At 63.4% G+C, this 26,390-nt stretch carries 22 protein-coding genes; 6 read left to right on the top strand and 16 right to left on the bottom strand.

The annotated features are described in order from the left end of the window. Positions 1-29 precede the first annotated feature (29 nt). Together R8L07_14445 and R8L07_14440 are read left to right on the top strand one after the other, a co-directional pair. Positions 30-428 (top strand): YbaN family protein, encoded by a 399-nt coding sequence (locus R8L07_14445; GenBank protein ID MDW3206732.1) that lies wholly within the window; start codon positions 30-32, stop codon positions 426-428. A 20-nt stretch (positions 429-448) separates the two neighbouring features. Next, on the top strand, positions 449-1,864 hold the full coding sequence (locus tag R8L07_14440) for an MATE family efflux transporter (GenBank protein MDW3206731.1): 1,416 nt from the start codon (positions 449-451) through the stop codon (positions 1,862-1,864). Between the two features lie 3 nt (positions 1,865-1,867). Here the strand turns inward: R8L07_14440 and R8L07_14435 are convergent, their stop codons facing one another. From R8L07_14435 to galU, 4 genes are read right to left on the bottom strand one after another with little or no spacing between them, the layout of a single operon-like run. Then, on the bottom strand, positions 1,868-2,572 hold the full coding sequence (locus tag R8L07_14435) for an HAD family hydrolase (protein ID MDW3206730.1): 705 nt from the start codon (positions 2,570-2,572) through the stop codon (positions 1,868-1,870). A 6-nt stretch (positions 2,573-2,578) separates the two neighbouring features. Then, positions 2,579-3,979 (bottom strand): phosphomannomutase/phosphoglucomutase, encoded by a 1,401-nt coding sequence (locus tag R8L07_14430; protein MDW3206729.1) that lies wholly within the window; start codon positions 3,977-3,979, stop codon positions 2,579-2,581. Between the two features lie 21 nt (positions 3,980-4,000). Continuing rightward, entirely contained in the window at positions 4,001-5,317 is a 1,317-nt protein-coding gene (locus tag R8L07_14425) for a UDP-glucose/GDP-mannose dehydrogenase family protein (protein ID MDW3206728.1), read from the bottom strand. Positions 5,318-5,364: 47 nt separating this feature from the next. Beyond that, positions 5,365-6,234 (bottom strand): UTP--glucose-1-phosphate uridylyltransferase GalU, encoded by an 870-nt coding sequence (gene galU / locus R8L07_14420; GenBank protein ID MDW3206727.1) that lies wholly within the window; start codon positions 6,232-6,234, stop codon positions 5,365-5,367. 306 nt (positions 6,235-6,540) lie between these two features. Between galU and R8L07_14415 the strand changes: the two genes are divergently transcribed. Beyond that, entirely contained in the window at positions 6,541-7,482 is a 942-nt protein-coding gene (locus R8L07_14415; protein MDW3206726.1) for an AEC family transporter, read from the top strand. On the opposite strand, the gene R8L07_14410 is transcribed toward R8L07_14415, so the two are convergent. The 7 genes from R8L07_14410 to R8L07_14380 form a co-directional block, all read right to left on the bottom strand. Continuing rightward, positions 7,474-8,019 (bottom strand): hypothetical protein, encoded by a 546-nt coding sequence (locus R8L07_14410; GenBank protein ID MDW3206725.1) that lies wholly within the window; start codon positions 8,017-8,019, stop codon positions 7,474-7,476. The two genes, R8L07_14415 and R8L07_14410, sit on opposite strands and share 9 nt — an antisense overlap. After that, complete coding sequence (locus R8L07_14405) at positions 7,989-8,468, bottom strand: GFA family protein (protein MDW3206724.1); 480 nt, start codon at positions 8,466-8,468, stop codon at positions 7,989-7,991. The genes R8L07_14410 and R8L07_14405 overlap by 31 nt, the downstream gene beginning before the upstream one ends. 15 nt (positions 8,469-8,483) lie before the next feature. Further along, positions 8,484-8,825: a cupin domain-containing protein gene (locus tag R8L07_14400; protein MDW3206723.1), complete on the bottom strand. Its 342-nt coding sequence runs from the start codon at positions 8,823-8,825 to the stop codon at positions 8,484-8,486. A 94-nt stretch (positions 8,826-8,919) separates the two neighbouring features. After that, complete coding sequence (locus R8L07_14395) at positions 8,920-9,696, bottom strand: SDR family oxidoreductase (GenBank protein ID MDW3206722.1); 777 nt, start codon at positions 9,694-9,696, stop codon at positions 8,920-8,922. Beyond that, entirely contained in the window at positions 9,693-10,844 is a 1,152-nt protein-coding gene (locus R8L07_14390; GenBank protein MDW3206721.1) for a glycosyltransferase family 4 protein, read from the bottom strand. The genes R8L07_14395 and R8L07_14390 overlap by 4 nt, the downstream gene beginning before the upstream one ends. Continuing rightward, positions 10,841-12,754, bottom strand: coding sequence for an asparagine synthase (glutamine-hydrolyzing) (gene asnB, locus R8L07_14385; GenBank protein MDW3206720.1), 1,914 nt, complete (start codon positions 12,752-12,754; stop codon positions 10,841-10,843). The genes R8L07_14390 and asnB overlap by 4 nt, the downstream gene beginning before the upstream one ends. Before the next feature lie 33 nt (positions 12,755-12,787). Beyond that, positions 12,788-13,270, bottom strand: a complete 483-nt coding sequence (locus R8L07_14380) for an Lrp/AsnC ligand binding domain-containing protein (GenBank protein MDW3206719.1) — start codon at positions 13,268-13,270, stop codon at positions 12,788-12,790. Positions 13,271-13,393: 123 nt separating this feature from the next. On the opposite strand from R8L07_14380, the gene putA reads away from it, so the two are divergent. After that, complete coding sequence (gene putA / locus R8L07_14375) at positions 13,394-16,555, top strand: bifunctional proline dehydrogenase/L-glutamate gamma-semialdehyde dehydrogenase PutA (GenBank protein ID MDW3206718.1); 3,162 nt, start codon at positions 13,394-13,396, stop codon at positions 16,553-16,555. 76 nt (positions 16,556-16,631) lie between these two features. Further along, positions 16,632-17,822, top strand: coding sequence for a di-heme oxidoredictase family protein (locus R8L07_14370; GenBank protein MDW3206717.1), 1,191 nt, complete (start codon positions 16,632-16,634; stop codon positions 17,820-17,822). Here R8L07_14370 and R8L07_14365 read toward each other — a convergent pair. The 4 genes from R8L07_14365 to R8L07_14350 all read right to left on the bottom strand — a co-directional run bounded on the left by R8L07_14365 (position 17,819) and on the right by R8L07_14350 (position 24,255). Beyond that, positions 17,819-19,483 (bottom strand): iron ABC transporter permease, encoded by a 1,665-nt coding sequence (locus tag R8L07_14365; GenBank protein ID MDW3206716.1) that lies wholly within the window; start codon positions 19,481-19,483, stop codon positions 17,819-17,821. The genes R8L07_14370 and R8L07_14365 overlap by 4 nt on opposite strands. Continuing rightward, positions 19,477-21,498, bottom strand: coding sequence for an extracellular solute-binding protein (locus R8L07_14360; protein MDW3206715.1), 2,022 nt, complete (start codon positions 21,496-21,498; stop codon positions 19,477-19,479). Before R8L07_14360 ends, R8L07_14365 begins: the two co-directional genes overlap by 7 nt. A gap of 56 nt (positions 21,499-21,554) precedes the next feature. Next, positions 21,555-22,976, bottom strand: coding sequence for a DUF4856 domain-containing protein (locus R8L07_14355; protein MDW3206714.1), 1,422 nt, complete (start codon positions 22,974-22,976; stop codon positions 21,555-21,557). A 232-nt stretch (positions 22,977-23,208) separates the two neighbouring features. After that, positions 23,209-24,255, bottom strand: a complete 1,047-nt coding sequence (locus tag R8L07_14350; GenBank protein ID MDW3206713.1) for a Glu/Leu/Phe/Val dehydrogenase dimerization domain-containing protein — start codon at positions 24,253-24,255, stop codon at positions 23,209-23,211. 233 nt (positions 24,256-24,488) lie between these two features. On the opposite strand from R8L07_14350, the gene R8L07_14345 reads away from it, so the two are divergent. Further along, positions 24,489-25,415 (top strand): nucleoside hydrolase, encoded by a 927-nt coding sequence (locus R8L07_14345; protein MDW3206712.1) that lies wholly within the window; start codon positions 24,489-24,491, stop codon positions 25,413-25,415. Here R8L07_14345 and R8L07_14340 read toward each other — a convergent pair. Continuing rightward, entirely contained in the window at positions 25,412-26,335 is a 924-nt protein-coding gene (locus R8L07_14340) for a LysR family transcriptional regulator (protein ID MDW3206711.1), read from the bottom strand. The two genes, R8L07_14345 and R8L07_14340, sit on opposite strands and share 4 nt — an antisense overlap. Positions 26,336-26,390 lie beyond the last annotated feature (55 nt).

The raw sequence follows: 26,390 nt of genomic DNA, 5'->3' as shown, positions 1-26,390 counted from the left end.
GATCCAACTCTGCCTGGATTGGCTGGCCGATGCCCCGTTTCGTCTTTCTGATTTTCGGCCTGTTCTTCACCGGGTTGGGGCTGGTCGGGGCATTCCTGCCGCTGGTACCGACGGTGCCGTTCCTGCTGCTCGCACTGTGGTGTTTTGCGCGATCCTCGCAACGCTTCCATGACTGGCTCTACACCCATCCCCGATGGGGCCCGCCCTTGCGCCAATGGAGCCGGTACGGTGTCATTCCCTTAAGGGCCAAGATCGCTTCCTGCGCGATGATGACGCTCAGCATGGCCATCATGCTCTGGACCACCGACCTGCATCCGTTCGGATATGTCGGGATCGGATCCTTCCTTCTTTGCGTCGGTATCTGGATTGCGACACGGCCGGGTCGCGTTCCCACAGACGCGGAAGAGCGCGCTTCCCCTTCCTCCTGAAATGGGCGATAAGCCCGGTCATGACGCAGAACTCACTTCATGCGGGCACGCCGGCCAACGGTCGGTGGGCAGAAGCCGGCGCGACCCTGTCGCTCGCCGGACCGATGATCATGACCATGATCGCCGTCATCGCGATGGAAACGGTCGATACCCTGATGATCGGCCGCCTGGGTGAGGAGGCGCTCGCTTCGGCGGCGCTGGCATTGAATGCCTGGTTCATATTCCTGCTGTTCGGGATCGGTGTCCTGGGTGCCGTATCCTCCCTCGCATCCCAGGCCGTGGCGGTCGGCGATGACCGCGGCGTGCGTCGCAGCACCCGGCAGGGGCTCTGGGCCGGCCTGATGATGGGCACGCCCTTCGCCCTGATCCTCGGCCATGCGGAGCCGGTGCTGATAGCGCTCGGTCAGGAGCCACAGATCGCGGCGGGGGCACAGAGCTATCTCAACTGGATGGGCGCGGCGCTGATCGTCGTCTTCCTGAATGTTCCGTTGCGCCTCACCATGGCCTCCTACGGGGTGACCATCCCTGCCATGCTGGTCGTCTGGTCCGGGGTGCCGCTGAATGCCCTGCTGAACTGGGTCTTCATGTTCGGCGGGCTGGGTGGACCGGTCATGGGCCTGGAAGGCGCGGGCGTCGCCACATTGATCGTCGACGTCTACATCTTCATAGTCGCCGCGATTTATGTCAGCCGTGCACCGCTCTTCGCGCGGCTGAATCTGTTCGCGCGGTTCTGGCGGCCGGACTGGCAGCGATTCCGGCAATTGATGGCGATCGGCCTTCCCGCCGGCGGGACATCCGTTCTGGAGCATGGCCTGTTTGCCGCAACGGCGATCATGATGGGGTGGGTCGGCGTTACCCAGTTGGCCGCCCACCAGGTCGCCACTCAGATCATTTCGATAACCTTCATGCTGCCCTTCGGCCTGTCCCAGGCCGCGACCATCCGCATCGGCCTGGCCGCGGGTGCCAGGGATCTGCAGGCGGTACGTTTGCGCGGCAGGACGATTTTCGACCTGACCGTCGTCTCCATGATCTGTGCGGCAATCCTGTTCTGGACCGCCGGGGAATTTCTGATCGGGCTGTTCCTGGCCGCAGACGACCCGAACCGGTCGGAGATCGTTGAGTATGGCGCGCTGTTCCTCGCCATCGCCGCCCTGTTTCAGATTGTCGACGGCCTGCAGGCTTCCGGCAGCGGGGTCCTGCGTGGCATGAATGACACCATGGTCCCGATGGTCCTGGCGATGATCGGATACTGGGTGCTGGGCGTTCCCACTTCCTATTACCTGGCTTTCGAGCTGGGTCTGGGGGGCGTCGGCATCTGGTACGGCGCGGCACTGGGGCTGACGGCATGCGCGGCGGGCGTGGTCTGGCGCTTCTACTACGACACCCGCAGTGCAGATCGGGCATTCAGCCGCATCGCGCGAACCGACGCGGGCTGATCATCACCCGATCCGGGCGGGCAGGTCCGCGACGGATGCCAGGACCGTGGCTGCACCTGCGGCCGTCAGCTCCGCAAGGTCGGAAGTGCCGGTCAGCACCCCGATCCCGGTCGCTCCGGCATTGGCGGCCATTTCCATATCGTGGCGGTTGTCGCCCACGACCCAGACCGTGTCCGGTGCAATGCCGGCGGCGTCGCAAAACCCGTGCACCATACCCGCCCCCGGTTTGCGGCCGTGTCCACTGTCGAACCCGGCCATGAACACGAAGCGGTCCATCACATCGAAGGGTTCCAGGGATTTCTGCAAACCGTTCCGGCTGTCCGCCGTCGCCACGCCCAGCGCCAGATCCATGTCACGCAGCACATCCATCAGATCCGCCAGGGGACAGACCGCGGTCGGCTCCATGTAGCGCGGGAAGGCTTCATCGAGAAACTCGATCACCGCCTCAACCGGCCGCGGGCGCGGCAGGCTGGGCAGCCACAGCCGCGCGATATCGTCCAGATCCCCGGCGGCCAGCGGTGAGCCGGAGACGATGCGGTCCACCGCCGGGTCCCATCCGCCGGCCATCAGCAGGCGCGCGGCCAGGTCCTCGTCGCCTTCCGCCAATTCCAGGGCCACGGCGCGGTTCGCCGGCATCCAGGTGGCGTGGTAGTCGAGAAGCGTGCCGTCCTTGTCGAACAGGATGCCGCGCGGCTTTGACAGGGTCATGGTGGATCAGCCGGCGAGCGGGCTGTTTTTCTGAAGCTTCACGCCGCTCAGCGACAATTGCTCGCTCAATTCCTTCTTCAGGAAGCCGAGGGACTGATCATCCGGTGCCTCGCAGCGCGCGACAAGCGCCGGTTGCGTATTGGACGCCCGCAACAGCCACCAGCCCCCTGTGCTGGAGACCCGGACCCCGTCGATGTCATCAACATCCGCGCCCTTGTCGCGCAGCCGGGTCTGTACCTCTTCGATCACGTCGAACTTCCGCTTGTCGTCGACATCGATCCGGATCTCGGGTGTGTTGACCATCTTCGGCAATTCGTCCAGCAGCGTGGAGGCCTTCTTGCCGCTCTCCGCGACCATGGCCAGAAAGCGAACCGCCGTATAAAGGGCGTCGTCATAGCCGTAATACTTGTCGGCGAAGAAGATGTGCCCGCTCATTTCCCCGGCCAGCGGTGCGTTGTGTTCGTACATCTTCGTCTTGATGATCGAATGCCCCGTCGGGCACATGACGGGCTTTCCGCCCAGTCGCTCGATCTCGTCGAACAGGACCTGACTGGCCTTCACATCGGCCAGAACCGCAGACCCCGGCATGCGCTTCAGGACATCACGGGCCAACAGGGCCAGCAGCTGGTCACCCCAGATCACGCGGCCCTTGTCGTCCACCACACCGATCCGGTCGCCGTCACCATCGAAAGCCAGGCCGACATCCAGTTTTTCCGTCAGCACCAGGTCCTTCAACTGGGCCAGGTTGGCCTCGACCGTCGGGTCCGGATGGTGCGCCGGAAAGGTGCCGTCCACCGTCTCGTTGATCAGCATGTGCTCACCCGGAAGGCGGTGCGCCAGACGCAGAACGATCGGACAGGCCGCCCCGTTGCCGGGATCCCACCCGACGCGCAGCCCCTTCTTGGTCGTGTAATCAAGGGCCAGTCGGGATGTATACGCCCCCAAAGAGTCCGTCTCCACCGTACCGCCGGACGCCCGGGCCCAGACCCCGCGCGATGCCAGATCGCGCAGCCGGCGGATTTCACTGCCGTAGAACGGCATGCCGTTCAGGACCATCTTGAATCCGTTGTATTCTGGCGGATTGTGAGATCCTGTCACCATGATGCCCAACGACGCCTTCAGCATCTTGGCGGCGAAGTAAAGGCAGGGCGTCGGCACCAGTCCGATACGCAGGACATACAGCCCGCAAGACGCGAGCCCCCGGCAGAGTTCTTCCTCCAGCATCGGGGAACTCATCCGGCCGTCATAGCCGACAACCGCGATACGCCCGCTACCGGCGACGGCGATCGTCCCCATGGTACGCCCCAGTGCCAGGGCATCAGACGCCGTCAGCGTGCTGCCGACAATCCCGCGAATGTCGTATTCGCGCAGAATGCTCGGGTCAAAACGATGGCCCGCAACGGACATGATCCTACAACCCTCCTAGACCTATCCTTCGGCGGTCACTCGACCGACGCTGGCATAGGTGAACCCCCTGGCCGCCATATCATCGGGATCGAACAGATTTCGCAAGTCCACGATCACCGGCCGGGCCAAGGTCTTGATCACCCGATCCAGGTCCAATGTGCGGTATGCGGTCCATTCGGTAACGATCACAGCCGCGTCCGCGCCTTGCATGGCGCTATAGGCATTATCGGCCCATTCGACCCCTGAGAGAAGGGATTTCGCTGTTTCCATCCCTTTGGGATCGTGCACGACGACCTTCGCGCCCTGCTCCTGCAGGCCGGCGACGATGTCGATCGACGGGCTTTCGCGCATATCGTCGGTCTCTGCCTTGAAGGTCAGGCCCAGCACCGCAACCGTCTTGCCGGTGATCGTATCGCCCATGGCGCGGGATACGCGTTCCGCCATGGACCGTTTCCGTTGGTCATTGGACTCGACCACCGCTTCGACGATGCGACTTGGCGCCCCATGGCGCCGCGCCGTCGCCACCAGTTCCAACGTGTCCTTCGGGAAACACGACCCACCATAGCCCGGTCCCGGCATCAGGAATTTCGGACCGATCCGCGTATCCATGCCGATACCGCGCGACACCTCATGCACATTGGCGCCGGTACGTTCGCAGATATCGGCGATTTCATTGATGAACGCGATCTTCGTCGCCAAGAAGGCATTCGCGGCATACTTGATCAGTTCCGCCGATTCCGGATCGGTCACCAGAAGCGGAACACCGCGGTCGGTCAGGGGCTTGTAAACGCCTTCCATCACTCCGCGCGCCCGTTCGCTGCGGACGCCGACCACGACCCGGTCCGGTTCCAGGAAGTCATCGACCGCAGCGCCCTCGCGCAGGAATTCCGGGTTCGAGACAACCTCAAATTCCTCCGGATTGCGGATACGGGCCACGATTTCGGACACTTCGCGCGCCGTGCCGACCGGCACCGTGGACTTGTCGACAATCACGGTAAATCCGGTCATCGAGGCCGCAATCGCTTCCGCGGCCGCGTGGACATAACGCATATCCGCATGGCCGTCCTCGGGGCGCGGCGGCGTACCGACCGCAACGAAGGCCGCATCCGCGCCCGGCACGGCTTCCGAAACCTCGGTCGTGAAGGACAGACGCCCTGCCTCGACATTGCGCTTCACCAATTCGTCCAGACCGGGTTCGTAAATCGGAATGACCCCGGCTTCCAGCTTGCGGATCTTTTCCGGGTCGATGTCGACACAGGTCACGGTATGGCCCAGATCGGCGAAACACGCGCCGGAAACGAGGCCCACGTAACCGGTCCCAATCATTGCGATACGCATCATTGTCTTCCTACCTCTCCCTGCCGGGGCAGGTCGAATTCGGCGCCTCAGCGGAAGCGCGCCAGGGTCTCACGGGTGGCATCGGCCAGATCCGGCCGGGCCAGGGAAAAGGCGATGTTCGCCGCCAGCCAACCAGTCTTGGTGCCGCAGTCGAATCGTTCGCCTTCGAAGCGCAGGCCATGGAACGGCTGATGCCCGATCAGCTTCGCCATGGCGTCGGTTAACTGGATTTCGCCGCCGGCGCCCTTCTCATGCCGCGCCAGATGGTCGAACACTTCCCCGTCCAGGACGTAGCGGCCGATGATCGACAGGGTCGACGGCGCGTCCTTCGGATCCGGCTTTTCCACCAGCCCGTCGATCCGGGCCAGCCGGTCGGCGGCATTCGGCGTGTCCAGGATGCCGTATCGGTTCGTCTGCTCGCGCGGCACATCCTCGACCGCGACAACATTCCCGCCGGTTTCGGCATGGGCGTCGATCAGCTGCCTGATACACGGGGTTTCGGACAGAACCAGATCGTCCGGCGAAATGATGGCGAAGGGTTCATCGCCGATCATGTCCCTTGCGCACCAGATCGCATGCCCCAGCCCCAATGCCGCTGTCTGGCGAACATATTTGATGCTTCCCGGATCCGGCAGGAACGCCAGAATTTGATCCAGTTCAGCGGTCTTGCCCCGCGCCTCGAGGGTCGCCTTGAGTTCGAAGGCCAGATCGAAGTGATCTTCCATCGCCTGCTTGCCGCGCCCGGTGACGAAGATGAATTCCTCGATGCCCGCCGCGGCGGCCTCCTCGAACGCATACTGGATCAGCGGCTTGTCGACGAGGGTCAGCATTTCCTTCGGAATCGCCTTGGTGGCGGGCAGGAAACGGGTACCGAGACCGGCGACCGGAAAGACGGCCTTTCTGACGGGTGCGGGCATGACTTTCTCCCGAATGCGGCAGGAATGCCTGAAGCGGCGGAACCGGGGTCCGCAGCGTATTGCCACACGCCGACCCGTCTGGGCAAGCATCCCGGCATTCCCGGCCCTCGCTGTCACCGAAAGGTCACGTGCGCTCGCTTCGTGGGACACCCCTGGCACCAAAATTCTCATTTGGAATTAATTTTATCTATAGAACTATCGTCATCTATAGGATCTGCCTTTTAGCAGACGCCGAACCGGTAGACGTGACCGCTGACTCCGCCTACGACACCAATATCGCAACATCGGCGGGAAACGCGGTCGGCCATGCTGGACATCATATGGACCATTGCCCCGATCTTTCTTTTGATCGTGCTTGGCAATTTGCTGCGTCGGAACGGCATCCCTTCCGTCGAATTCTGGAATCTGAACGACAAGATCGTCTATTGGATCCTATTCCCGGCCCTCCTGTTCCATACAACGTCGACGCTCCAGCTTTCCGGCGGCATGTTCGGTTCTTACGCCGCGATCATTCTTTCCGGTTTTGGCGGTGCCGTCGTTTTCAGCCTTGTCTCCGCGCGCCTGTGCGGCATGCCGGGCACGGTCGCCAGTTCGGTCCTGCAAGGCGCCGCGCGGCATAATACCTTCATTGCGCTGGCGGTTGCGGACCGGATTTTCGGAACGGAGGGCCTCGCACTGGCCGCCCTGGTCACCGCCGTCCTGATTCCCATCACGAACATCGTCGTCGTGACCCTGATGGTCGGCATGCTGCCCCAGAAGGAGGAACGCAGTGTCGTGCGCGCGATCCTGCGCGATCTGGCCCGCAATCCGCTGCTGATCTCTGTCCTGCTCGGTGTTGCGTTCAACCTGTCCGGGGCGGGTCTCGTGCCGGTCCTGCATGACACGACCGACATTCTGGGCGGGGCCGCCCTGCCGATCGTGCTGCTGTGCATCGGGGCGAACCTGCGCCTGAAGCAGATGAAGGCCAGCACACTGCCGGTCGTCCTGTCGATGGCCGGCAAGTTCGTCGCCTTCCCGGCGGCGATGTATGTCGCGATCCTGGCAGTTGGGATGCAGGGTCTGCCGGCGCTGATCGCGATGATCTTCGCCTGCGTGCCCACCGCGGCGTCCAGTTTCACCCTGTCGCGCCAGATGGGCGGTGACGCCCCGCTGATGGCGGCAATCGTCACCCTGCAGACATTGATATCCTTTGTGACCCTGCCCATTGCCATCGTCCTGCTTGGGCGGGTCTTCGGTGTCTCATTCTGACGCCAGTTCGTCGAACCATTGACGCTGCAGGTCCTCGTCCACGGCGGGGTCTTCAAGAACAAGCCGGATCGTATCCTGGGCATAATCCTCCAGCCGCGCCGTCAGGTCCGGCTCCCAGACCCGAAGGTACGATCCGGAAAACATGGCATTCCGTTTCGACACGTCCGGCGTCCCGAAACGCGCCGTCAGTTTCGCATCCACTTCCTTCAGGTCGAATCCGTTGGGATACTTGTCCTCAACCTCGATGCGGTAGAGGCGGTCGTCGTCCGGGCGAACCGTGAAGAAGATACCGAAATGGTATTCCCGATACCGGCAGAGCGTCCCGTGGTGCCGACGATAGCCCGTCTGGATCGCGGGCTCACAAAAGAACCGGAAATGCCCCAACGTCTCCAGCGCCTCCGCCCGGGTCATACCCAGCGACAGACCGCGCAGACTGCGCGCCGCTTCCTCGGCCTGGACCGGGGTTGCCGCCATGAGGCCAAGGATGAATGCGACCGCCCGCCGCGTCAGCATGTCAGGCCGCGCTTTTCGTGCCACGCGGCCAGCGATTCCTCGGGATATTCGGGATATTGCGGGTCGCCCGCCAGGCCTTCGATGCGGCACCAGGGCGCCTTGTGATCGACCATCAGGTGGACATATTCCGGCGGCGTCGGCAGTGGCGTATCAATGGCCGATGCGAAGGGATGAACCAGGTCGGGCCAGCGCGGATCATAACACCAGAGGCTGGAGCCGCACTTGCCGCAGAAATGACGTCGCAGCGGGCTCAGGCCGTCCTCATGGCGCTCATTCCTGGCCCGGTAGACCGTCAGGGAGTCCGCTCCTTCGCACCGAAGTGTCTCGTGACGGGCCCCCAGATTGACGGCATAGCCGCCCCCGCCCTGGGTCTTGCGACAGATCGTGCAGTAACAACGATTGTAGGGATAGGGGTGTGGCGCTTCCACTTCAAACCGGACCGCGCCGCAATGGCAGCTGCCTTCAAGCTTCATCGACGCGCCTCCAGGTCATTCGTGGCCGACAGGATGATAGTCGTAGGGTCCGATCCCCTGCACCAGAACCAGCCGGGCCGTGTCGGTACCGGCATTGCGCACTTCGTGAGCGACCTTCGGGTCCATGGCGCAGGTTCCCCCCGCCGTCAGCCGATGCATGGCCTTCGGCGCGCGGGATTCTATCTCCACCGTCCCGCCGAGACAGTAGAACCGGTCAATGATTTCCGAATGCCAGTGCCAGGGGACCTTGTCCCCGGGTGCCAGTGTCATTTCCAGAACGCGGAGGGTCGGCGTCTCCTGGACGACTTCGATCCGCTCCACGTCGAACTGATCCTCCCAAGGTCGGGTATCGGTCATGGCGCTTTCCTAAACCTCATGGAAAACACCATGGTCGCGCCGATCCGTACCGAATGCAAATCAGGATCGCTCCCGACTTCGTGAGAACCGGCGATCAGCGCAGATATTGCGTATCCCCGTCGACACTCAGCGCCTGACCGGACAGGGTGCCGCAATCGTCCGACGCAAGCAGCATCGCCATGGCAACGATATCCGACGGCGGGATCAGACGGTTCATGGAGGCAAGACCGGTATAGGTCTGCTTCATTTCTTCGAAAGGCACGCCCCGTGCCGCGGCCTTGGCGGCGATCACGCGGTCGATCCGCTCACCCTCGACAGCCCCCGGCAGGATCGCGTTGACGCGAATGTTGTGCGGCCCCAGCTCCGCCGCCAGCGACTTGGTAAAACCGACCACGCCCCATTTCGATGCCGAATAGGGGGTCCGCAGCGGAAAGGCGAATTTACCCGCCGCGGAGGACAGGTTGATGATCGCCCCACCGCCATTGGCCTTGAGCAGCGGGACAACCCGCCGTGTGCACAGGAAATGGCCCATCACGTTGATCTGCAACGTGCGCTCGAAATCCGCCGGATCGATATCCTCCACCGCGCCGGTAGGCCCTGCAATTCCGGCGTTGTTGACCAGAACGTCGACCCCGCCCAGGAATGCGAATCCCGTGTCGATAAAACGATCGACGTCGGCCCGGTCCGACACATCCGCCTGGATCTGCCCGATTTCGGGACGGGACCTGGACAGGTCGGTCAGCGCCGCCTCGTCGATATCGCAGACATAGACCTTCGCGCCCGCATCCGACATGGTCTCCGCCATCAGGCGGCCGATCCCGGCGCCGCCGGCACTGATCAGAATCCGCTTACCGCTCAAATCATGGCTCATGTCTTCCGTTCTCCCTGCAAGGCCTCTTCATAAAGCGCCAAAGTTTCGCCGACGACGATCGCTTCGGCGAATTCCTGTTCCACCAACTGTCGTGCCGCCGCGCCCAGCCTGCGCCGCAATTCGGCATCTTCGGCCAGATGCTGCAGCGCGTCCGCCAGGGGCGTGACGGATTTCAACGGCACCCGTATTCCGGTTTGACCGTCGCGGCAGATCTCCCGACATCCCGGCACATCGGTCGCCACGACCGGACGCCCGCAGGCCGCGCCCTCCAACAGGGATTTCGGCAGCCCCTCGCGATAGGACGGCAGCACGGCAATATGTGCATCGCGATAGGCCCCCGGAATGTCATCAGACGGTCCGGTGACCTCGACCAGTCCCGACTCCTGCCAGCCCTTCAACGTCGCGACGGGAATGCTGGCAGGGTTCGCATCGGTCGGACCGACCAGCCGGATGCGGATCCGAACGCCGCGCTGCTGAAGGATGCGTGCAGCCTCGACCAGTTCCCCGATCCCCTTGTCCCACAGCATGCGACTGACACAGACGGCCACGGGAATGCCATCCGGTTCCGGACCGGCCGTGTATCGGTCGATGTCGACCCCGGAGCCGCGAATGATCCGGATGCGGTCACGCGCCACGCCGATCCGGTCGGCGAACAGGTCTGCATCGTCCCCGTTCTGGACGATCAGGGTCGCGTTGCGTCTATTGCCAAGTTTTCGAAAGGCCCATTCGACAATCGGCCGGATCAGCCGGATCTTCATGCCTTCGGCGATGAACAGGAACCCCAGCCCGGCCATGGCGTTGATGACGGCCGGCACGCCGGCAAGCACCGCCGCCACCCCGCCATACAGCACCGGCTTCATGGCAACATGATGTACGAGGTCCGGCTTTTCCCGCCGATAAAGGGCCAGGATCGCGCGAAAGGTCCCAAGATCGCGGACCGGATTCAGGCCCGATCGATCGAAGGGGATATCGACCGGCTCGAACCCCTCGGCTTCGATCCTGTCGCGATGGCCGGCCATCCGGCTGGCGACGATGACACGGGCACCGGCTTTCCGCGCTGCCCGGGCAAACGGCAGGCGATGCGACCAGAAATACCAGTCCTCCGTGACGAGGTAGAGAAGCGTTCGCCCTGTCAGCGACCCGCTCATGCCCGGCCGACCCAACGGTCCGCCCAGGCTTCCAGCATGCAGACGCCCCAAAGCGCCTCGGCCCTGGCGCCTCGGCCGTTCAGATGATCCCGCCAGGCCCTGCGGATCGGTGCCGGGTCGACCCAGCCGCGGGCCCTGAGCCTGTCCTCGGCCAGCAGGGTTTCAGCCCAGTCGCGCAGCGGCCCGGAAAGCCAGTCGCCCAGCGGGATGGCGAAGCCGGATTTCGGGCGATCTACCAGGTCCTTCGGGACATGCCGGTACAGAACCTCACGCAGCGGCCATTTTGTGACGCCGTTGCGGATCTTCGCGTGTGTCGGCAGGGTCCAGGCGAATTCCACCACCCGGTGATCCAGCAACGGAACCCGCGCTTCCAGACTGACCGCCATGCTGGCCCGGTCGACCTTGGTCAGAATGTCGTTCGGCAGGTATCCCACGGTATCGGCCCAGGCTGCCCGCGCCGCGGCATCACGATCCGGCGCACCGTCCGGCATCTCCATTGTGCGGCCGAGACCGGTCAGGTCCTCCGGCCAATGCGTGATCAGATCCAGATATCGATCATCCGCCGATCCGGCGGCCAGCGCGCGGGCCAGTTTCTGGGCCTTCGTTCCCGCCATGCGCGGCCGGTACTTCGACGGAATCGCCTTCGCTATCCCATCCCACAGGGCCGGCCCCGGCGCGGCCAGAGCGCAGCCGGCGAGGCGCCGCAGCGGATTGGGAACATTGCCCAACCGGCGTTCCATGGCATTTAGCGCCCGGTGTCGGTTGTAACCGAAAAACACCTCGTCGCCGCCGTCGCCGCTCAATGCCACGGTCACGCTCTGTTGTGCCAGCCGACAGACCAGATAAGTCGGCAGCGCGGATGAATCGGCGAAGGGCTCGTCAAACCAGTCCGGAAGATTCGGGATCAGGTCGCGGGCATCGTCGGCGGAAAGGCTCAGTTCGGTGTGATCCGTGCCGAGATGCGTCGCAACAGCCCTGGCATGGTCGGCTTCGTCATAGTCCGACGCGCCGAAACCGATCGTATAGGTCTTGACCGGCCTGTCGGACGCCTTCTGCATGAGAGCGACGACGGTGGAGGAATCCACCCCGCCTGACAGAAGCGCGCCCAGCGGCACATCCGCCACCATGCGCCGGCGGACCGCGTCGGACACCAATTCCTCCGTGCGGTCGATCAGGTCGCGATCGTCGATGGATTGAACGGGCTGGCGCGCGACATCGGCCATCGACCAGTAGGCCTTGCGGGATATCTCGCCATCCGCCCCGATAACCGCATAACCACCGGGCGACAGGGCCTCCATATCGCGGTAAATGCAATTCGGCGCCGGAACGGCATTGCCCTTCAGATATCCGTCCATCGCCAGCGGGTCGACCGCGGCCTCGAATTCGGGATGGGCGCGGACCGCCTTCAGTTCCGATCCCCAGAAGACCCGGCCGTTCTGACGCCCGAAATACAGAGGTTTGATGCCCAACCGGTCCCGGATCAGCGTCAGTTGCCGCTCCTGCCGGTCCCACAGCGCGATGGCGAACATGCCGATCAGACGCGGCAGCGTCTTCGCCACCCCGTCCCGGGCAAACAGTTCCAGCATCACCTCTGTGTCGGACGATCCCCGGAAACTGTGCCCACGCGCTGCGACATCATCTGCCAGTTCGCGGTAATTATAGATCTCGCCGTTGTAGGTCAGGACGTATCGGCCGTCGGCGGAATGCATCGGCTGGTGACCGGCGGGCGACAGGTCGATGATCGCAAGGCGGCGGAAGCCGAGGCAGATTCCGGCCGATTCGTCCGCCCAGACATCGCCCATATCCGGCCCGCGATGAGGCATGGCGTCGGTCATGGCACGGCCAATTTCCGTCAGCCGCCGCGCATCGGTCCGTCTACCTGTATCGAAGAAACCTGCTATCCCGCACATGGCGCCGGACGATACAGCGCTTCACGCCCATCGTCATCCGGGTATCGGCACCTCATCGCCTTCTTTTAGGGTTTCCATCGCGACATAGGTCGCGGTCGAGATCACACCCGGCAGTCCATTCAGGACATCGCCCAGAAAACGGCGGAAGGCATCCATATCCTTGGCCCGGACCTTCAGAAGGTAGTCGAACCCGCCGGCAACCATGTGGCATTCGGCAATGCCGGGCACGCCGGTCACCGCATCGCGAAACTGATCGAAGATATCGGTCGTCGTCCGGTCCAGCGTAACCTGGACGAACACGGTCAGGCCCGAGTCGAGGCGCATCGGGTCCAGCCGCGCCGCATAGCCGCGAATGTAGCCTTCCCGTTCCAGCCGCCGAACACGCTCCAGACACGGTGTCGGCGACAGGTTGACCTGCTTTGCCAGGGCGACATTGGTCAGGCGCCCATCGGCCTGAAGCGCCCGAAGGATGTTGCGGTCGATGCGGTCCAGAGGGCGCGCCGAGTCGGCATTCATAGCATAACTCACTATCAAAATGGCGTTTCACTACAGGATATATCGTTTAAACCTGAAAATCAGAAGCACATTCGGCTGAAACGGCGGTAGATTCCGCCCATCCGACAGACTGGAGATTCCGATATGCTGCTGACCGACGATCAAGCCAAACGCCACGCCGACATGTCCGATCTGCGACAGGCCGTCCGCGATGCCTATCGCATGGACGAGCCGACCTGCCTTGAGGAACGCCTGTCACAGGCAAGCCTGAGTGCGTCGGCCCGCGACCGGATCGAGGAACGGGCCCGGCAACTGGTCGTCGAAGTGCGCAAGGATCGGGTGAAATCCTCCGGCATCGATGCCTTCATGCACGAATACGAACTGTCCTCGCGCGAAGGTGTGGTTCTGATGTGCATGGCGGAAGCGCTGCTGCGCATTCCCGATGCCGAAACGGCCGACGCGCTGATCAAGGACAAGATCGGCGGCGCCAACTGGGAATCCCATCTGGGCCACTCGGAGAGCTGGTTCGTCAATGCGTCGACCTGGGCACTGATGCTGACCGGCCGCGTCGTCAATGTCGATGAGCAGGGTGGCGAGCGCGACTGGCGCACGACGATGCGGAAGCTCGTCCACCGTTCGGGTGAGCCGGTCATCCGCCAGGCGGTCACCCAGGCGATGCGCGTCATGGGACGACAGTTCGTCATGGGCCGCAAGATCGAAGAAGCCCTGGACCGGGCGAAGAGCTTCGAAAGCCGCGGCTACCGCTACTCGTACGACATGCTGGGCGAAGCCGCCCGGACGATGAAGGACGCGGAGCGCTACTTCAAATCCTACGCCGACGCCATCGACCGGATCGGCAAGGCCGCCAAGGGCCGCGGCGTGATCGAGGCACCGGGCATATCCGTGAAACTGTCCGCCCTGCATCCGCGATACGAATTCGGGCAGGAAGAACGGGTCTTCAACGAATTGACCCCGCGGGTCATCGACCTGTGTCGCAAGGCCAAGGAGTACGATATCGGCCTGTGCATCGACGCCGAGGAAACCGACCGGCTGGACATCTCCATGGACGTCATCGAAGCGGTGGCGAGCGACCCTTCGCTGGCTGGCTGGGACGGGCTGGGGCTTGCGGTGCAGGCCTATCAGAAGCGCGCCTATCCGCTGATCAAGTGGCTGGCGGATCTGGCAAAGCGCACCAAGCACCGCCTGATGGTGCGGCTGGTCAAGGGCGCCTATTGGGACACGGAAATCAAGCGCACGCAGGAGCTGGGCCTGTCCGACTATCCGGTCTTCACCCGCAAGGTATCGACCGATGTGTCCTATCTGGCCTGCGCACGGCTGCTGCTGGAAGAAAGAGACGCCTTCTACCCCTGCTTCGCGACCCATAACGCCCATTCACTGTCCGCCATTGCGGAAATGGCCGGAAATCGCAGCGATTTCGAATACCAGCGCCTGCATGGCATGGGCGACGCGCTGTACGATCAGGTCGTCGGCAAGGCCGGCAGCGGCGGCTATCCGGTACGCATCTACGCCCCGGTCGGCAGTCACGAGGATCTTCTGGCCTATCTGGTCCGGCGCCTGCTCGAGAACGGGGCGAACACCAGTTTCGTGAACCGCATCGTCGACGAGAAACTGCCGATTGCCGAAATCGTCTCGGACCCGCTGCGTGAGGCGGAACGGCTGAATCCCGTGCGCCATCCGCAGATTCCGATGCCGGAAGCCCTGTTCGGCGAGGGCCGCAAGAATTCCGAGGGGCACGACATCACCGACGCCCCGACCCTTCTGCGCCTGCGCAATGAAATGAACCGGTCGTCGAACGATCCCTGGCTGGCCGCACCATTGGTCGGCGGTGCCCCGGTCAAGGGCGAGGCCCGGACCGTCTATGCCCCGGCGGACAGCAGCCGTCGCATCGGCGAAGTGACCGATGCCAGCGCCGACACCGCGAAGGAGGCCTTCGAACGGGCATTGAGGGCCCAGCCGCTGTGGGACGACACCCCGGCGACGGAGCGTGCCGCCGCTTTGGAACGGGCCGCCGATCTGTATGAGCAACACGGCCCCCGTCTGATGGCCATCGTCATGCGCGAAGCAGGCAAGACCCTGAACGATGCGATCGCGGAACTAAGGGAGGCCGTCGACTTCCTGCGCTATTACGCCGTCCGCGCGCGCATGGAATTCGCGGAACCGACGGTCCTGCCCAGCCCGACAGGGGAGACGGATACGATCGCCCTGCATGGACGCGGCGTATTCCTGTGCATTTCCCCCTGGAACTTCCCGCTCGCGATCTTCACCGGCCAGATTTCTGCCGCCCTGGCGGCGGGCAATGCGGTGCTGGCAAAACCGGCTGAGCAGACGCCGCTGATCGCCTATGAGGCCGTGAAGCTGCTGCATGCCGCCGGGGTACCGGTCGATGCCCTGCACCTGCTGCCGGGCGATGGGCCGACCATCGGCAATGCCCTGCTGTCCGACCCGCGACTGGGCGGCGTGGCCTTCACCGGCTCCACCGATACGGCACGGCTGATCAACCGGAAACTGGCGGAGCGCGACGGCCCCATCGTGCCGCTGATTGCCGAAACCGGCGGCCAGAATGCGATGATCGTCGACAGTTCCGCCCTGCCGGAACAGGTTACGCGCGACGTCATCATTTCATCCTTCCAGAGCGCCGGTCAGCGCTGCTCGGCTCTGCGCTGCCTCTATGTCCAGGAAGACGTGGCAGACAAGCAGATCGAGATGATCGCCGGCGCCATGAAGGAATTGAAGGTCGGCGATCCGGCCTGGCTGTCCACCGATGTCGGCCCGGTCATCGATTCCGAGGCCAAGGCGGGGCTGAACGCCCATGTCGCCGAAATGCGGAAGTCCGCCAAACTGGTCGGCGAAACACCGCTGGGTCCGGAATGCGACAAGGGAACCTTTGTTGCCCCGGCCGCGTTCGAAATCTCCGGCATCGACGCGCTGGACAAGGAGCATTTCGGCCCGATCCTGCACATTGTCCGCTTCAAGGCGTCGGAACTGGATGCCGTCGTCGACGCCATCAACGGCACCGGCTACGGCCTGACCTGTGCATTGCACAGCCGGATCGACGATACGGTCGCCCGCGTCCTTCGGCGCCTGAAAGTCGGCAATGCCTATGTAAATCGCAACCAGATTGGCGCAATTGTCGGTGTCCAGCCGTTCGGCGGTGAAGGTCTCAGCGGCACCGGTCCGAAGGCGGGCGGTCCACGATACTTGCATCGCTTCGCCGCAGAGCGCACCATCTCTGTCGATACCACCGCCGCCGGCGGCAATGCGTCCCTCATGACACTGGAGGCCTGATCGAAGCAGGCCCGGCGGACACCGAGGAACGCGGCGCGGCCGGCACTTTCATGTTCGGCGTCTTGAGACCAGAGTCGTGCCGCGTTTCCCCATCATCCTGTCCCTGCTGCTGTTCTGCGCGACCGGGTCGTCGGCCCTGAATGCGCAATCCGTGGCCGACCCGCTGGCCCCGCCTGAAGGGGTCGGCCCCGATCTGCGCGCGGCCTACGAGTCCGGACGGCTGATCTTCAACGGCCATTGGCGCCCTTCCGGAACCGACGGCCCGGACGATCTGGAAGGTCTCGGCCCCCTCTACAACAGGATATCCTGCGCCTCCTGTCACAGCGCCGGCGGCCGCGGGAAGCCGCCGGGCGGTCCCGGGGAGAACTTTCTCACGGCGCTGGTCCGCATTGGTGTGGTGGCGGAGGATGGCAAGGTCTCACCGCACCCGGTCTTCGGACACCAGATCCAAGACCGGGCTGTACCGGGCACAAAACCGGAAGCGGAACTCTCCCTCAAATGGCGGTATACGAAGGGGCGGTTTCCGGACGGCACCCCTTATGAGCTGCGTGAACCGGATCTGACAATCATCCCCGATCCGGGCCCGGATGCCCGCTGGTCGATCCGCATCGCCCAGCCGCTTCACGGCGTCGGAGCCTTTGCACATGCGGTGCCCGGCCCCGACGATACCGGGCGTTTCGGCTGGAAGGCCGGCATGCCCAGTCTCGCGGCGCAGAACGCCTCTGCGCTGTCCCAGGATATGGGGATCACCAGCCTGTACTTTCCGGAACCGGTCTGCCCTTCGCAGTCGGCGACATGTGGTGACAACCCTGACGAAGTCGGCGGCGTCCGCCTGAACTTGCTGACATTGTTCACCGAGTTGCTGCCGCCCCCCGCGCCGTCGCAGCACCGCAACGCTCGTGGAGAAATGCTCTTCATGAAGATCGGCTGCGGGTCCTGCCACATTCCGGAGATCCCGCTGCGGACCGGACCGGAGCGTCTGAACGCCTATACCGATCTGCGCCGCCACAATATGGGCGAAGGCCTGGACGACGGACTGCCGGAAGGCGCGGCCGCCAGCAACGAATGGCGGACCGCGCCGCTATGGGGACTGGGCGTCGTTCTGGCGGACGATCCGCGCGCACCGCTGCTGCATGACGGCCGGGCACGCGGCGCGGAGGAAGCGATCCTGTGGCATGGCGGCGACGCGGCGCGGGCACGCCATGCATTCGTCAATCTGACGCGGGAAGACCGGTCCTATCTTCTGGATTTCCTGGCCGGCCTCTAACGCGCCCCAATCCGGCGCAGCGCCGCATTCATCAGGACGACCGGCCCGATCCCGGCGGCGACGATCATCAGGGCAGGCAAGGCCGCCTCCTCCAGGAGTTCGTCCTTGGCGTACTGATAGACATGCGTCGCCATGGTCTCGAAGTTGAACGGCCGCAACAGCAGTGTCATCGGCAGTTCCTTCATGACATCGACGAAGACCAGCATGCCGCCCGCCAGGATCGACGTCCGCACCAGCGGCAGAATGACGTGGCGGAAGCTGCTGGCGAAACCATGCCCCAGCACGCGGCTGGCATTCATCATGTTCGGTGGCAGCCGCTGCACGCCGGTGGTGATCGCACCGTAGCCGACCGCCATGAATCGCACGGTGCAGGCAAAGATGACCAGCCCAACCCCGCTGGACAGCAGGGCCCCGGACGGTACCCCCGTCACGGCCTCCACGGCCGCTGAAATGCCAGTATCCAGCGCACCGACCGATGTCACGACACCGATCGCCAGGATGGTCCCCGGAAATGCATAGCCGACCGACGCCATCGCCGCCATGATGCGCATCCAGCGCCCGCCGCGATAGGTCGACACGAAGACGATGAGGGCAGCGACCGCCATGACGATGCCCGCGCTCGATCCCGCGACCAGCAGCGAGTTGAGGACCGCATCCAGCGCCGCGTCCTCCAGCGACAGGGAATACCCGCGCAGAACGAAGCTGAGCAGCACCCCTACCGGAACGACGAACCCCACCACGATGGGCAGAAGGCACACCAGGACGCACCAGACCGAAGCACTGACACCGGGCCGTACCGACGCCATCGGCATCGCCTTGCGCCCGGTGTCGGAATACTGCCGCCGAGACCGGGCGTAGCGTTCCATCACCAGCAACGCCAGAACGAACAGGAAGGCCAGACTGGCAATCTGTGCGGCGGCGGTCAGGCTGTTCATCCCCAGCCAGACGTTGAAAATGCCCAATGTCAGGGTCTCGACCGCGAAATACTCGACCGTGCCGAAGTCGGAAATCGTCTCCATCAGGACCAGGGCCAGCCCCGCGACAATGGCCGGGCGGGCGATGGGCAGCGCGACGGACCAGAACAGGTTGCGGTTCGCCAGCCGCGCCGCCTCGAACAAGGAGGCCGGCGTCAGGCTGAAGGCCGTGCGCGCCATCAGATAGACATAGGGATATAGCACCGCCCCCATGACCAGCGACGCGCCTTCCAGCGACCGGATTTCGGGGAACCAGTAGTCCCGGGCACTCGCCCAGCCGAATACCTCCCGCAAGCCGCCCTGCACCGGACCAGCATATTCGAGGAAATCGGTATAGGTATAGGCGATCAGATAGGCAGGCACGGCCGCGGGCAGCAGCAGCATCCATTCGAACAGCCGTCGCCCTGGAAAGTCGTAACGCGACACGGCCCAGGCACCCGGCACGCCAAAGGCCAGCGATACCAGGGTCACCCCGACCATCAGGCCCAGCGTGTTAACCACATAGCGCGGCAGAACGGTGCTGAAGAGGTGGCTCCACAATCCGCCGGTGTCACCGGCGGCCGCGACGAAGATCGACAGGATCGGCGTGACGCAGAGCAGGCACAGTAAGATGGCGGCCCAAGTCCATACGGCACCCCGACTGCCGGCGCCGTGAGAAACTGCCTGAGCCGCCGTCGAGTCTACCATCCCACCCGATCAATGATCATTTGAGCCTGAGGCGCCAAATCCGAAATCGTCGCGATCGGCATGTCGTCTTCCTTGAACGTGCCCCAGGATTTCAGCTCATCGGAGGCGGGCACTTCCGGATTTACCGGATACTCGTAATTGACCTCTCCGTAAAGGCGTTGCGCCTCGGCGGAGGTCAGGAACTCCAGGAAACGAACCGCTTCATCCTTGTTCTTGGAGTGAATCGCGACGCCGCCGCCGGAGATGTTCACATGCGTGCCGCGCCCTTCCTGGTTCGGGAAGATCAGGTCGACCGCATCGGCCCATTCGCGCTGTTCCGGCGATTCGGAGGATTTCAGCTTGCCGAAATAGTAGTTGTTGATGATCGCAACATCGCAGACGCCTTCAAAGATCGCCTTGACCTGCGCCCGGTCATTCCCTTGCGGACGGCGCGCCAGATTGTCGACCACACCCTGCGCCCATTCCTGCGCCGCCGCTTCGCCATTCGCATGGATCATGGAGGCGATCAAAGCCCGGTTGTAGACATGACTGCCCGGTCGGGAGCAGACGCGTCCCTCCCAGACATCGGAGGCAAGATCCTCGTATGTCGTCAGCTTGTCCGCGTCGGCGGCTCCCTTGCGGATGGCCAGGACCCGCGCGCGCTTGGAAAAGGCAAACCAGCGGTTTTTCGGATCGCGCAGATGGGCCGGGATGTTGCGCATCAGCACATCCGACTCGACCGTCGCCAACAGGTCCTTGTCGGCGTAGACGCTCAACCGGGCGATATCCACCGTCAGGATGACGTCCGCGGGGCTCAGTTCGCCTTCGGCCTGCAGGCGTTGCGCCAGGCCCTTGGAGGCATAGACGATGTTGATCTTCGTACCGGTCTCGGCGGTATAGGCCTCAATGAACGGTTCGATCAGGAAGGGCTGGCGATGGGAATAGATGTTCAATTCCTGCGCGGCGGATGCGCGCATCGGCGAAAGCGCAAGCATGGCCGCGGCCGCAACCAGCGCGGCGAGCCCCAGACGGAACGCGGTCAGGGCCCGGGTCGAAACGATGTTTTGCATTGCAGTCCATCCTTTGCACATGAACGCATGAAGGCTTTGCGCCGCCTCCATGAAGGGTGACAGGTAGAGGGTGCGAAGCCGGTGATCAACCGTCGCCCCGTCACCGAGGCCAAAACGGATGCGCTGGCGCGCGCCGGAAAGATGCAGGGTTCCGCCAATCCAGTCCCAGATCGCCAGCGCCGCGCCGAAATTTCGGTCGAAATGCCGCACGGCGTCGGAATGGTGGATCTGATGCTGGCGTGGCGAAATCAGGATTCGCTCCAGCCAGGCGGGATAGGAAAACGGCACATGGGAATGGCGTAGATTGGCACCGAGCGCATTGAACGCGAAGAGAAAGACATTCGCCCCCAGAACCGTCGTAAGGGTCGCGCGATCCCCGAAGAAGAATACGAAGGCGGCAACGCAGACCGCCTGACTGAGCGCGGACCGCAGGGCAAACAGGACACCTTCGACGGGGTGCGTGCGAAAGACCGTGAACGGCGTCAGGGTCTCGGCCGAATGATGCACCTTGTGGAAAGCCCATAAAACCGGCCAGCGATGCAGCCATCGGTGCAGGATGTATTTGGATGCATCATCCACCAGGAACTGCGTCAGGGTGAACAGCAGGGCCACCGCCCAGACCGGCACGCCGAGCCAGAGCGCCGGCCGTCCGGCGAACCAGACATGCAGGCTTTCGAAGAGCAGGGTCGCAACCGTCAGCGTCGACAGCAGTCGGGGCGCCAGCCCCATCATGATCCCCTGGTTGATCGCAAAAAGCTGGAAATCCGCCCTGGAGGATCCGGACAGCCAGACGGAACGGCGGAACAGGTGGGACAGGAGCGCCCGCGGCGACCGACGGGTCTTGATCCAGAGAACACCGAATCCGATCACGGCGGCGGCCAGGAGGTAGCCGACAAAAATGCGCTTTGTCGGATCGATGAAGAGACCCGCGAACTGTTCGAAATAATCCGTCGCGACTGTCGGCATGGCTGCCCGAAGTAAAACCTGCGCCGGGGCCTATCCCCGGCGCAGGGCTATTGGGTTTAGTCGTTTTCTGCGCTGGCGCCGCCACCGAGCGCGTCGGCCAATCCCGCCATGTCGCCCATGACGTCATTGTTGCGCGCCGTGATGCCGAAGGCGTCGACCATCAGTTTCTGAGCCTTCAGCATGTGCAGCATGTATTCACCGATAGCGGAGCCCTGGTCGCGCAGGTAGTTGCCGTCACTGTCGACGTCGACGACCTGGCTGGCATTCGGCAGCAACGGACCGAAACCGATCAAACGGTTCAGGCGGGATGCGACCTCACCCAGGTTTTCCTTGCCGCTCTGCAGCGCCAGGCTGAAGCCCTTCAACTCACCCCAGTGCTTGATGTAATCGGCCATGACTTCCGACGTATCCCCGCCGGACTCGACCACGGCCTTGAGCTTGGTCAGGTCCTTGTAGACCGACCCGGCATATTTGAAGACCGCTTCTGCCAGGACCTTTTCCCAGTTTGCGGCGATCACGGCGGCATGGCCACGCAGTTCCGCACGCTGGTCGTCGGTCAGCTTCTCGCCATTGGCGGCGGTGATCAGCTTGCGTCCGTCCAGGAAGGCCTGAACGATGCTGTGCAGATAGTTGGTGGCGTTTTCCTTGCCCGCCGTCGATCGGTCGAAGCCGGCCGCATAATAGGCCGGTCCGAACGCCATCTCGGTCTTGAGGTCGATGACGCCGTCCTTGTTGTAGTCGGCATCGGCGAAGGCCTCTTCCTTCATCTTGGCGATGGCGTAGACCTGATCCGCGGTCAGCGTCAGCGTGTGCGCCGGCGCACCGAAATAGCCGAAACCTTCGTCCCAGGAATGCTCCTTGCCGGTATAGGCAGCGCCTTCACTATAGGGCTGGTCGTTCGGCTTCTTTTCCGCCGACAGGTTCTCGTCCAGGTAACCATCGACGACCTGGTTGTAGAACACCGCGCCCATGATGAATTTGGAGATCAGCTGCGGATAGTTGTACCCGTTATCCAGGTCGACACCGCCATCCGCCGCAGCGGCCTTCTCGATCCAGAAATTGACCAGTTCTTCGCCGGTCAGATTGTTCGGCATGCCGGTGACGGTGCCACCATAGGTCTTGCCGGACAGGTTCGTATCGCTGAGTTCGCCGATCGTGGTCTGCTTGATCACGAAGGCGCCCTTTGTGGCCGGCGCGATGATTGCGCGATCCGCGCCCTTGCCAGAATAATAGGCGTTCAGCACGGCCAGCAGATCGGCATCGGCTGCGCCATTGCCCTTACTCGCCAGTTTCTTCAGCGAGTCGTGCAAAACGTGACGGCCGATCTGGCCGGAATAGGAAACCGACGTCGTCTTGTCGCCGGAATAGCCCTTAACGGTGATCGGGAAGCCGGCATACACCTTGTCGTCCGCCAGCGCGGAGCCGGCCAGCAGCGTCATGGTCAGGGCGGCAGTACCCGCAAAGATTTGCTTCCTCATCTCGTCCCTCTCTGTCGGATGGGTTGACCCTCGCTAATGAGAGTCATTAGCACCGCCCCTGCTTAATATGCCGCCCTCCCCCTTGCAAGGAGAATGCGTCGCAATTTCAAGAAATATGTTCCGTGACGGAATCTGTAGGCGCTCGCCCCCAATTTCGAACAAGAAAAACCCGCCCGCACCGGTCTCGGCGCAGGCGGGTCAGTCGGGTACTCACCAGGAGGAACGGAAACTCCTATTCTGCGGCGTGTGCGACCGGCCGAAGGCGGTCCATGGCCTGGCGGTCGGCGGCGACATGGGTCGCGACACCGTCCCGCTTCGCGCGGGCATAAATCTGTGAAAGGGTGTTCGCGATGCCGCCGATATGGTCGAAGGCCGCCTTGCGATCGAAAGTCGGACCTTCGTGATAGATATGGATCACCCCGCCCGCATTGATGACATAGTCGGGCGCGTAGAGGATGTCCCGCTCGGCAAGGCGGTCGCCATGGCGGTCTTCGGCAAGCTGGTTGTTCGCGGCACCGGCGACGACCTTGGCCTTGATGCGGTCGACGGTATCGTCATTGATCGAAGCCCCCAGCGCACAGGGTGTATAGACGTCGACATCGGCATCGTAGATTTCGTCCAGGCCGACCGCCTTGGCGTTCAGTTCGGTCTCGGCCTTCTGAAGCGCGGCACGGTCGATATCCGTGACCGTCAGTTCCGCGCCGGCCTCATGAAGCTGACGGGCAACATCGTAGCCGACATGGCCCAGCCCCTGGACCGCCACACGGATGCCCTTCAGATCGGTCGCATTCAGACGTTCGCGAACGCTGGCCTCGATGCCCTTGAACACGCCATAAGCCGTACCCGGGGACGGGTCGAAGCCGACCCCTTTCACGCCCCGCACATGTTTCGTTTCCTTGGCGATCTCGAACATGTCGTCCGGGGAGGTGCCGACATCCTCGGCCGTGATGTAGCGCCCGCCCAGGCTTTCGACAAAGCGGCCCATGGCACGCATCATCGCCGGCGACTTGTCGGTCCGGGCATTGCCGATGATCACCGACTTGCCGCCGCCCCAGGGAAGGTCAGCCAGTGCGTTCTTGAAGCTCATGCCGCGCGACAGGCGCAGGACATCCGTCAGTGCCTCTTCATCGGTCGCATAGGCCCACATGCGGCAACCGCCCAGGGCCGGCCCCAGAACCGTGCTGTGAACCGCGATGATCGCGCGCAGGCCGGATTCCGCATCGCTGCAGAAGGCGACATGTTCGTGATTGTCGAAGCTCCCGGATGAAAAAACGCTCATGATGTCCTCCTCGTTCGCTGCCTGAACCGCCGGGACCGCCCGGTCATTCACGGCAAGGCGTGAAATATTATTACTCCCAATATGGTCCTATATCGGGACTTTCGGAAGGCGGAATCGCGGTGACGTGAAAGAAAGACCGAATATCTCGAAGCACTGCCGAAAGGACGAAATCTTCGTGCGTCCGGGGGCATCGAATGATAATTCCGATACCGGAACGACCGAGGGACCGAACCGTGGAAAAGACCCGAATCTGGCTGGATTGCGATCCCGGACTGGATGATGCCGCCGCGTTGTTCATGGCCCTGGGCGCCGCCGACCGGTTGCAGTTGGAAGGCATATCCACGGTCGCGGGCAATGTCGGGATCGCCCCCGTCACACGCAACGCCCGCGGCCTCCTGGCGCTGGCCGGGCGGGAGGACATTCCGCTCCATGCCGGCTGCCCGCGCCCAATGATGTCGTCCCCGGTCGATGCGGCGCATGTGCATGGTTCCGACGGAATCGGCGGCGTCCCCTTGCCGGCCCCCTCCGTACCGCCCCGCGCCGGACACGCAATCGAAGCGATCGATGCCTTCTGCCGGCGCGGCATGACGGGCGCCAGGGGGACACTGGTGCTGACCGGGCCCATGACCAACGCCGCCCTGGCGATCATCCGGGCGCCGGACATGCTGGCGGGCTTGGATCGCATCGTCTTCATGGGCGGTGTTGCCTTCGGGGCGGGCAATGTCACACCCGCGGCAGAGTTCAACTTCGCCTGCGATCCGCATGCCGCAAAGATCGTCCTGGGCAGCGGTGTGCCATGCGTCATGATGGGGCTGGATGTAACCCGACAGGCGGAGATCACCCCGGCACGCATCGCCGCTCTCGCAGCGGCCGGCCCGCCTGTCGGGGAAAGCCTCGCCGCCATGATGACTGCCTATCACGGGCGGGTCGGCAAGCCGGTTCTGCACGACCCCTGCACCATTGCCTGGCTGTTACAGCCGGACCTGTTCTCCGGCTGCGACTGCCATGTCGATGTGGATTGCGAAAGCAGCCTCAATCTGGGTCGCTGTGTCGTCGACCTTCACCGCGTGACGGGCAAGCCGGCCAATACGTCCGTCATGACCCGACTGAACGCTCAAGGGTTCTTCGATCTTATGACGGATTGCGTCGGGCGGATCTAGATCGCCGGAAGCGCTGCATCCCAGTAGGGCATGTCTCCACCGAACCGCTCCCGCATGAACTCGATAAAACTGCGAACCTTGATCGGCATGTGACGGCGTGCCGGAAAAACCGCATACAGGGCCTGTTCCGAAAAGCCGTACTCGGTCAGGAGCGGAACAAGACGCCCCGCGGCCAGATCCTCCCCGCAAACGAATGTCGGCAACCGGCCGATCCCGGCCCCCGCCAGTACTGCGGACAGCAGGGCCTCACTGTTGTTGACGCAATAGCGCGCGGCGGTCGCGACCTGCACGTTTCCCGCAGGGCCGAGCAGGTTCCATTCCCGACCATCGCTTGCATTCGAGTAGTGCAGACAGTGATGCGAGGCGAGGTCCGCCGGCACGCCTGGCGTGCCCATCCGGTCGAGATAGGACGGCGCGGCGCAAAGGACGCTACGGATCGGGGCGATGCGACGGGCCACCAGGCCTGAATCTGCCAGCATTCCGCCACGGAGCGCGATATCGTAGCCGTTGGCCACGATGTCGACCACGGTATCGTCCATGACCATATCGACATCGATCTTCGGAAACCGGTCCAGAAAATCGGGAATAATCGGGGCGATATGCAGGCGCCCGAAGGACATCGGCACGTTCAGGCGCAATCGCCCCTGCGGCGTCGACTGCATCTCGGTAACAGAATCCTCAGCCAGGCGCGCTGCGGCCAAAGCCTCCACCGCATAGGCATAATACCGTTCGCCGGCTTCGGTGAGGCTCAGTTTCCGGGTTGTGCGATGCAACAGACGCACCCCCATGCGCTCCTCGGCCTGGGAAATGCGTTTGCTGACCGCCGATTTCGAGACACCGAGAATGCGGGCTGCTGGCGCGAAACCGCCCTGCTCCACCACGGCCACGAAGACCGGGATCACCCCAATCGGATCATGCATATCATCGTCAACTTTCACTCAACGGTAAAATTCAAAACTGACGGATTATAGTTCA

Source organism: Alphaproteobacteria bacterium, from assembly GCA_033344895.1.
GTDB lineage: Bacteria > Pseudomonadota > Alphaproteobacteria > UBA8366 > Aestuariispiraceae > Pacificispira.
Note: the sequence above shows the minus strand (reverse complement) of the source record. Positions and strands in the feature narration are given on the sequence as shown.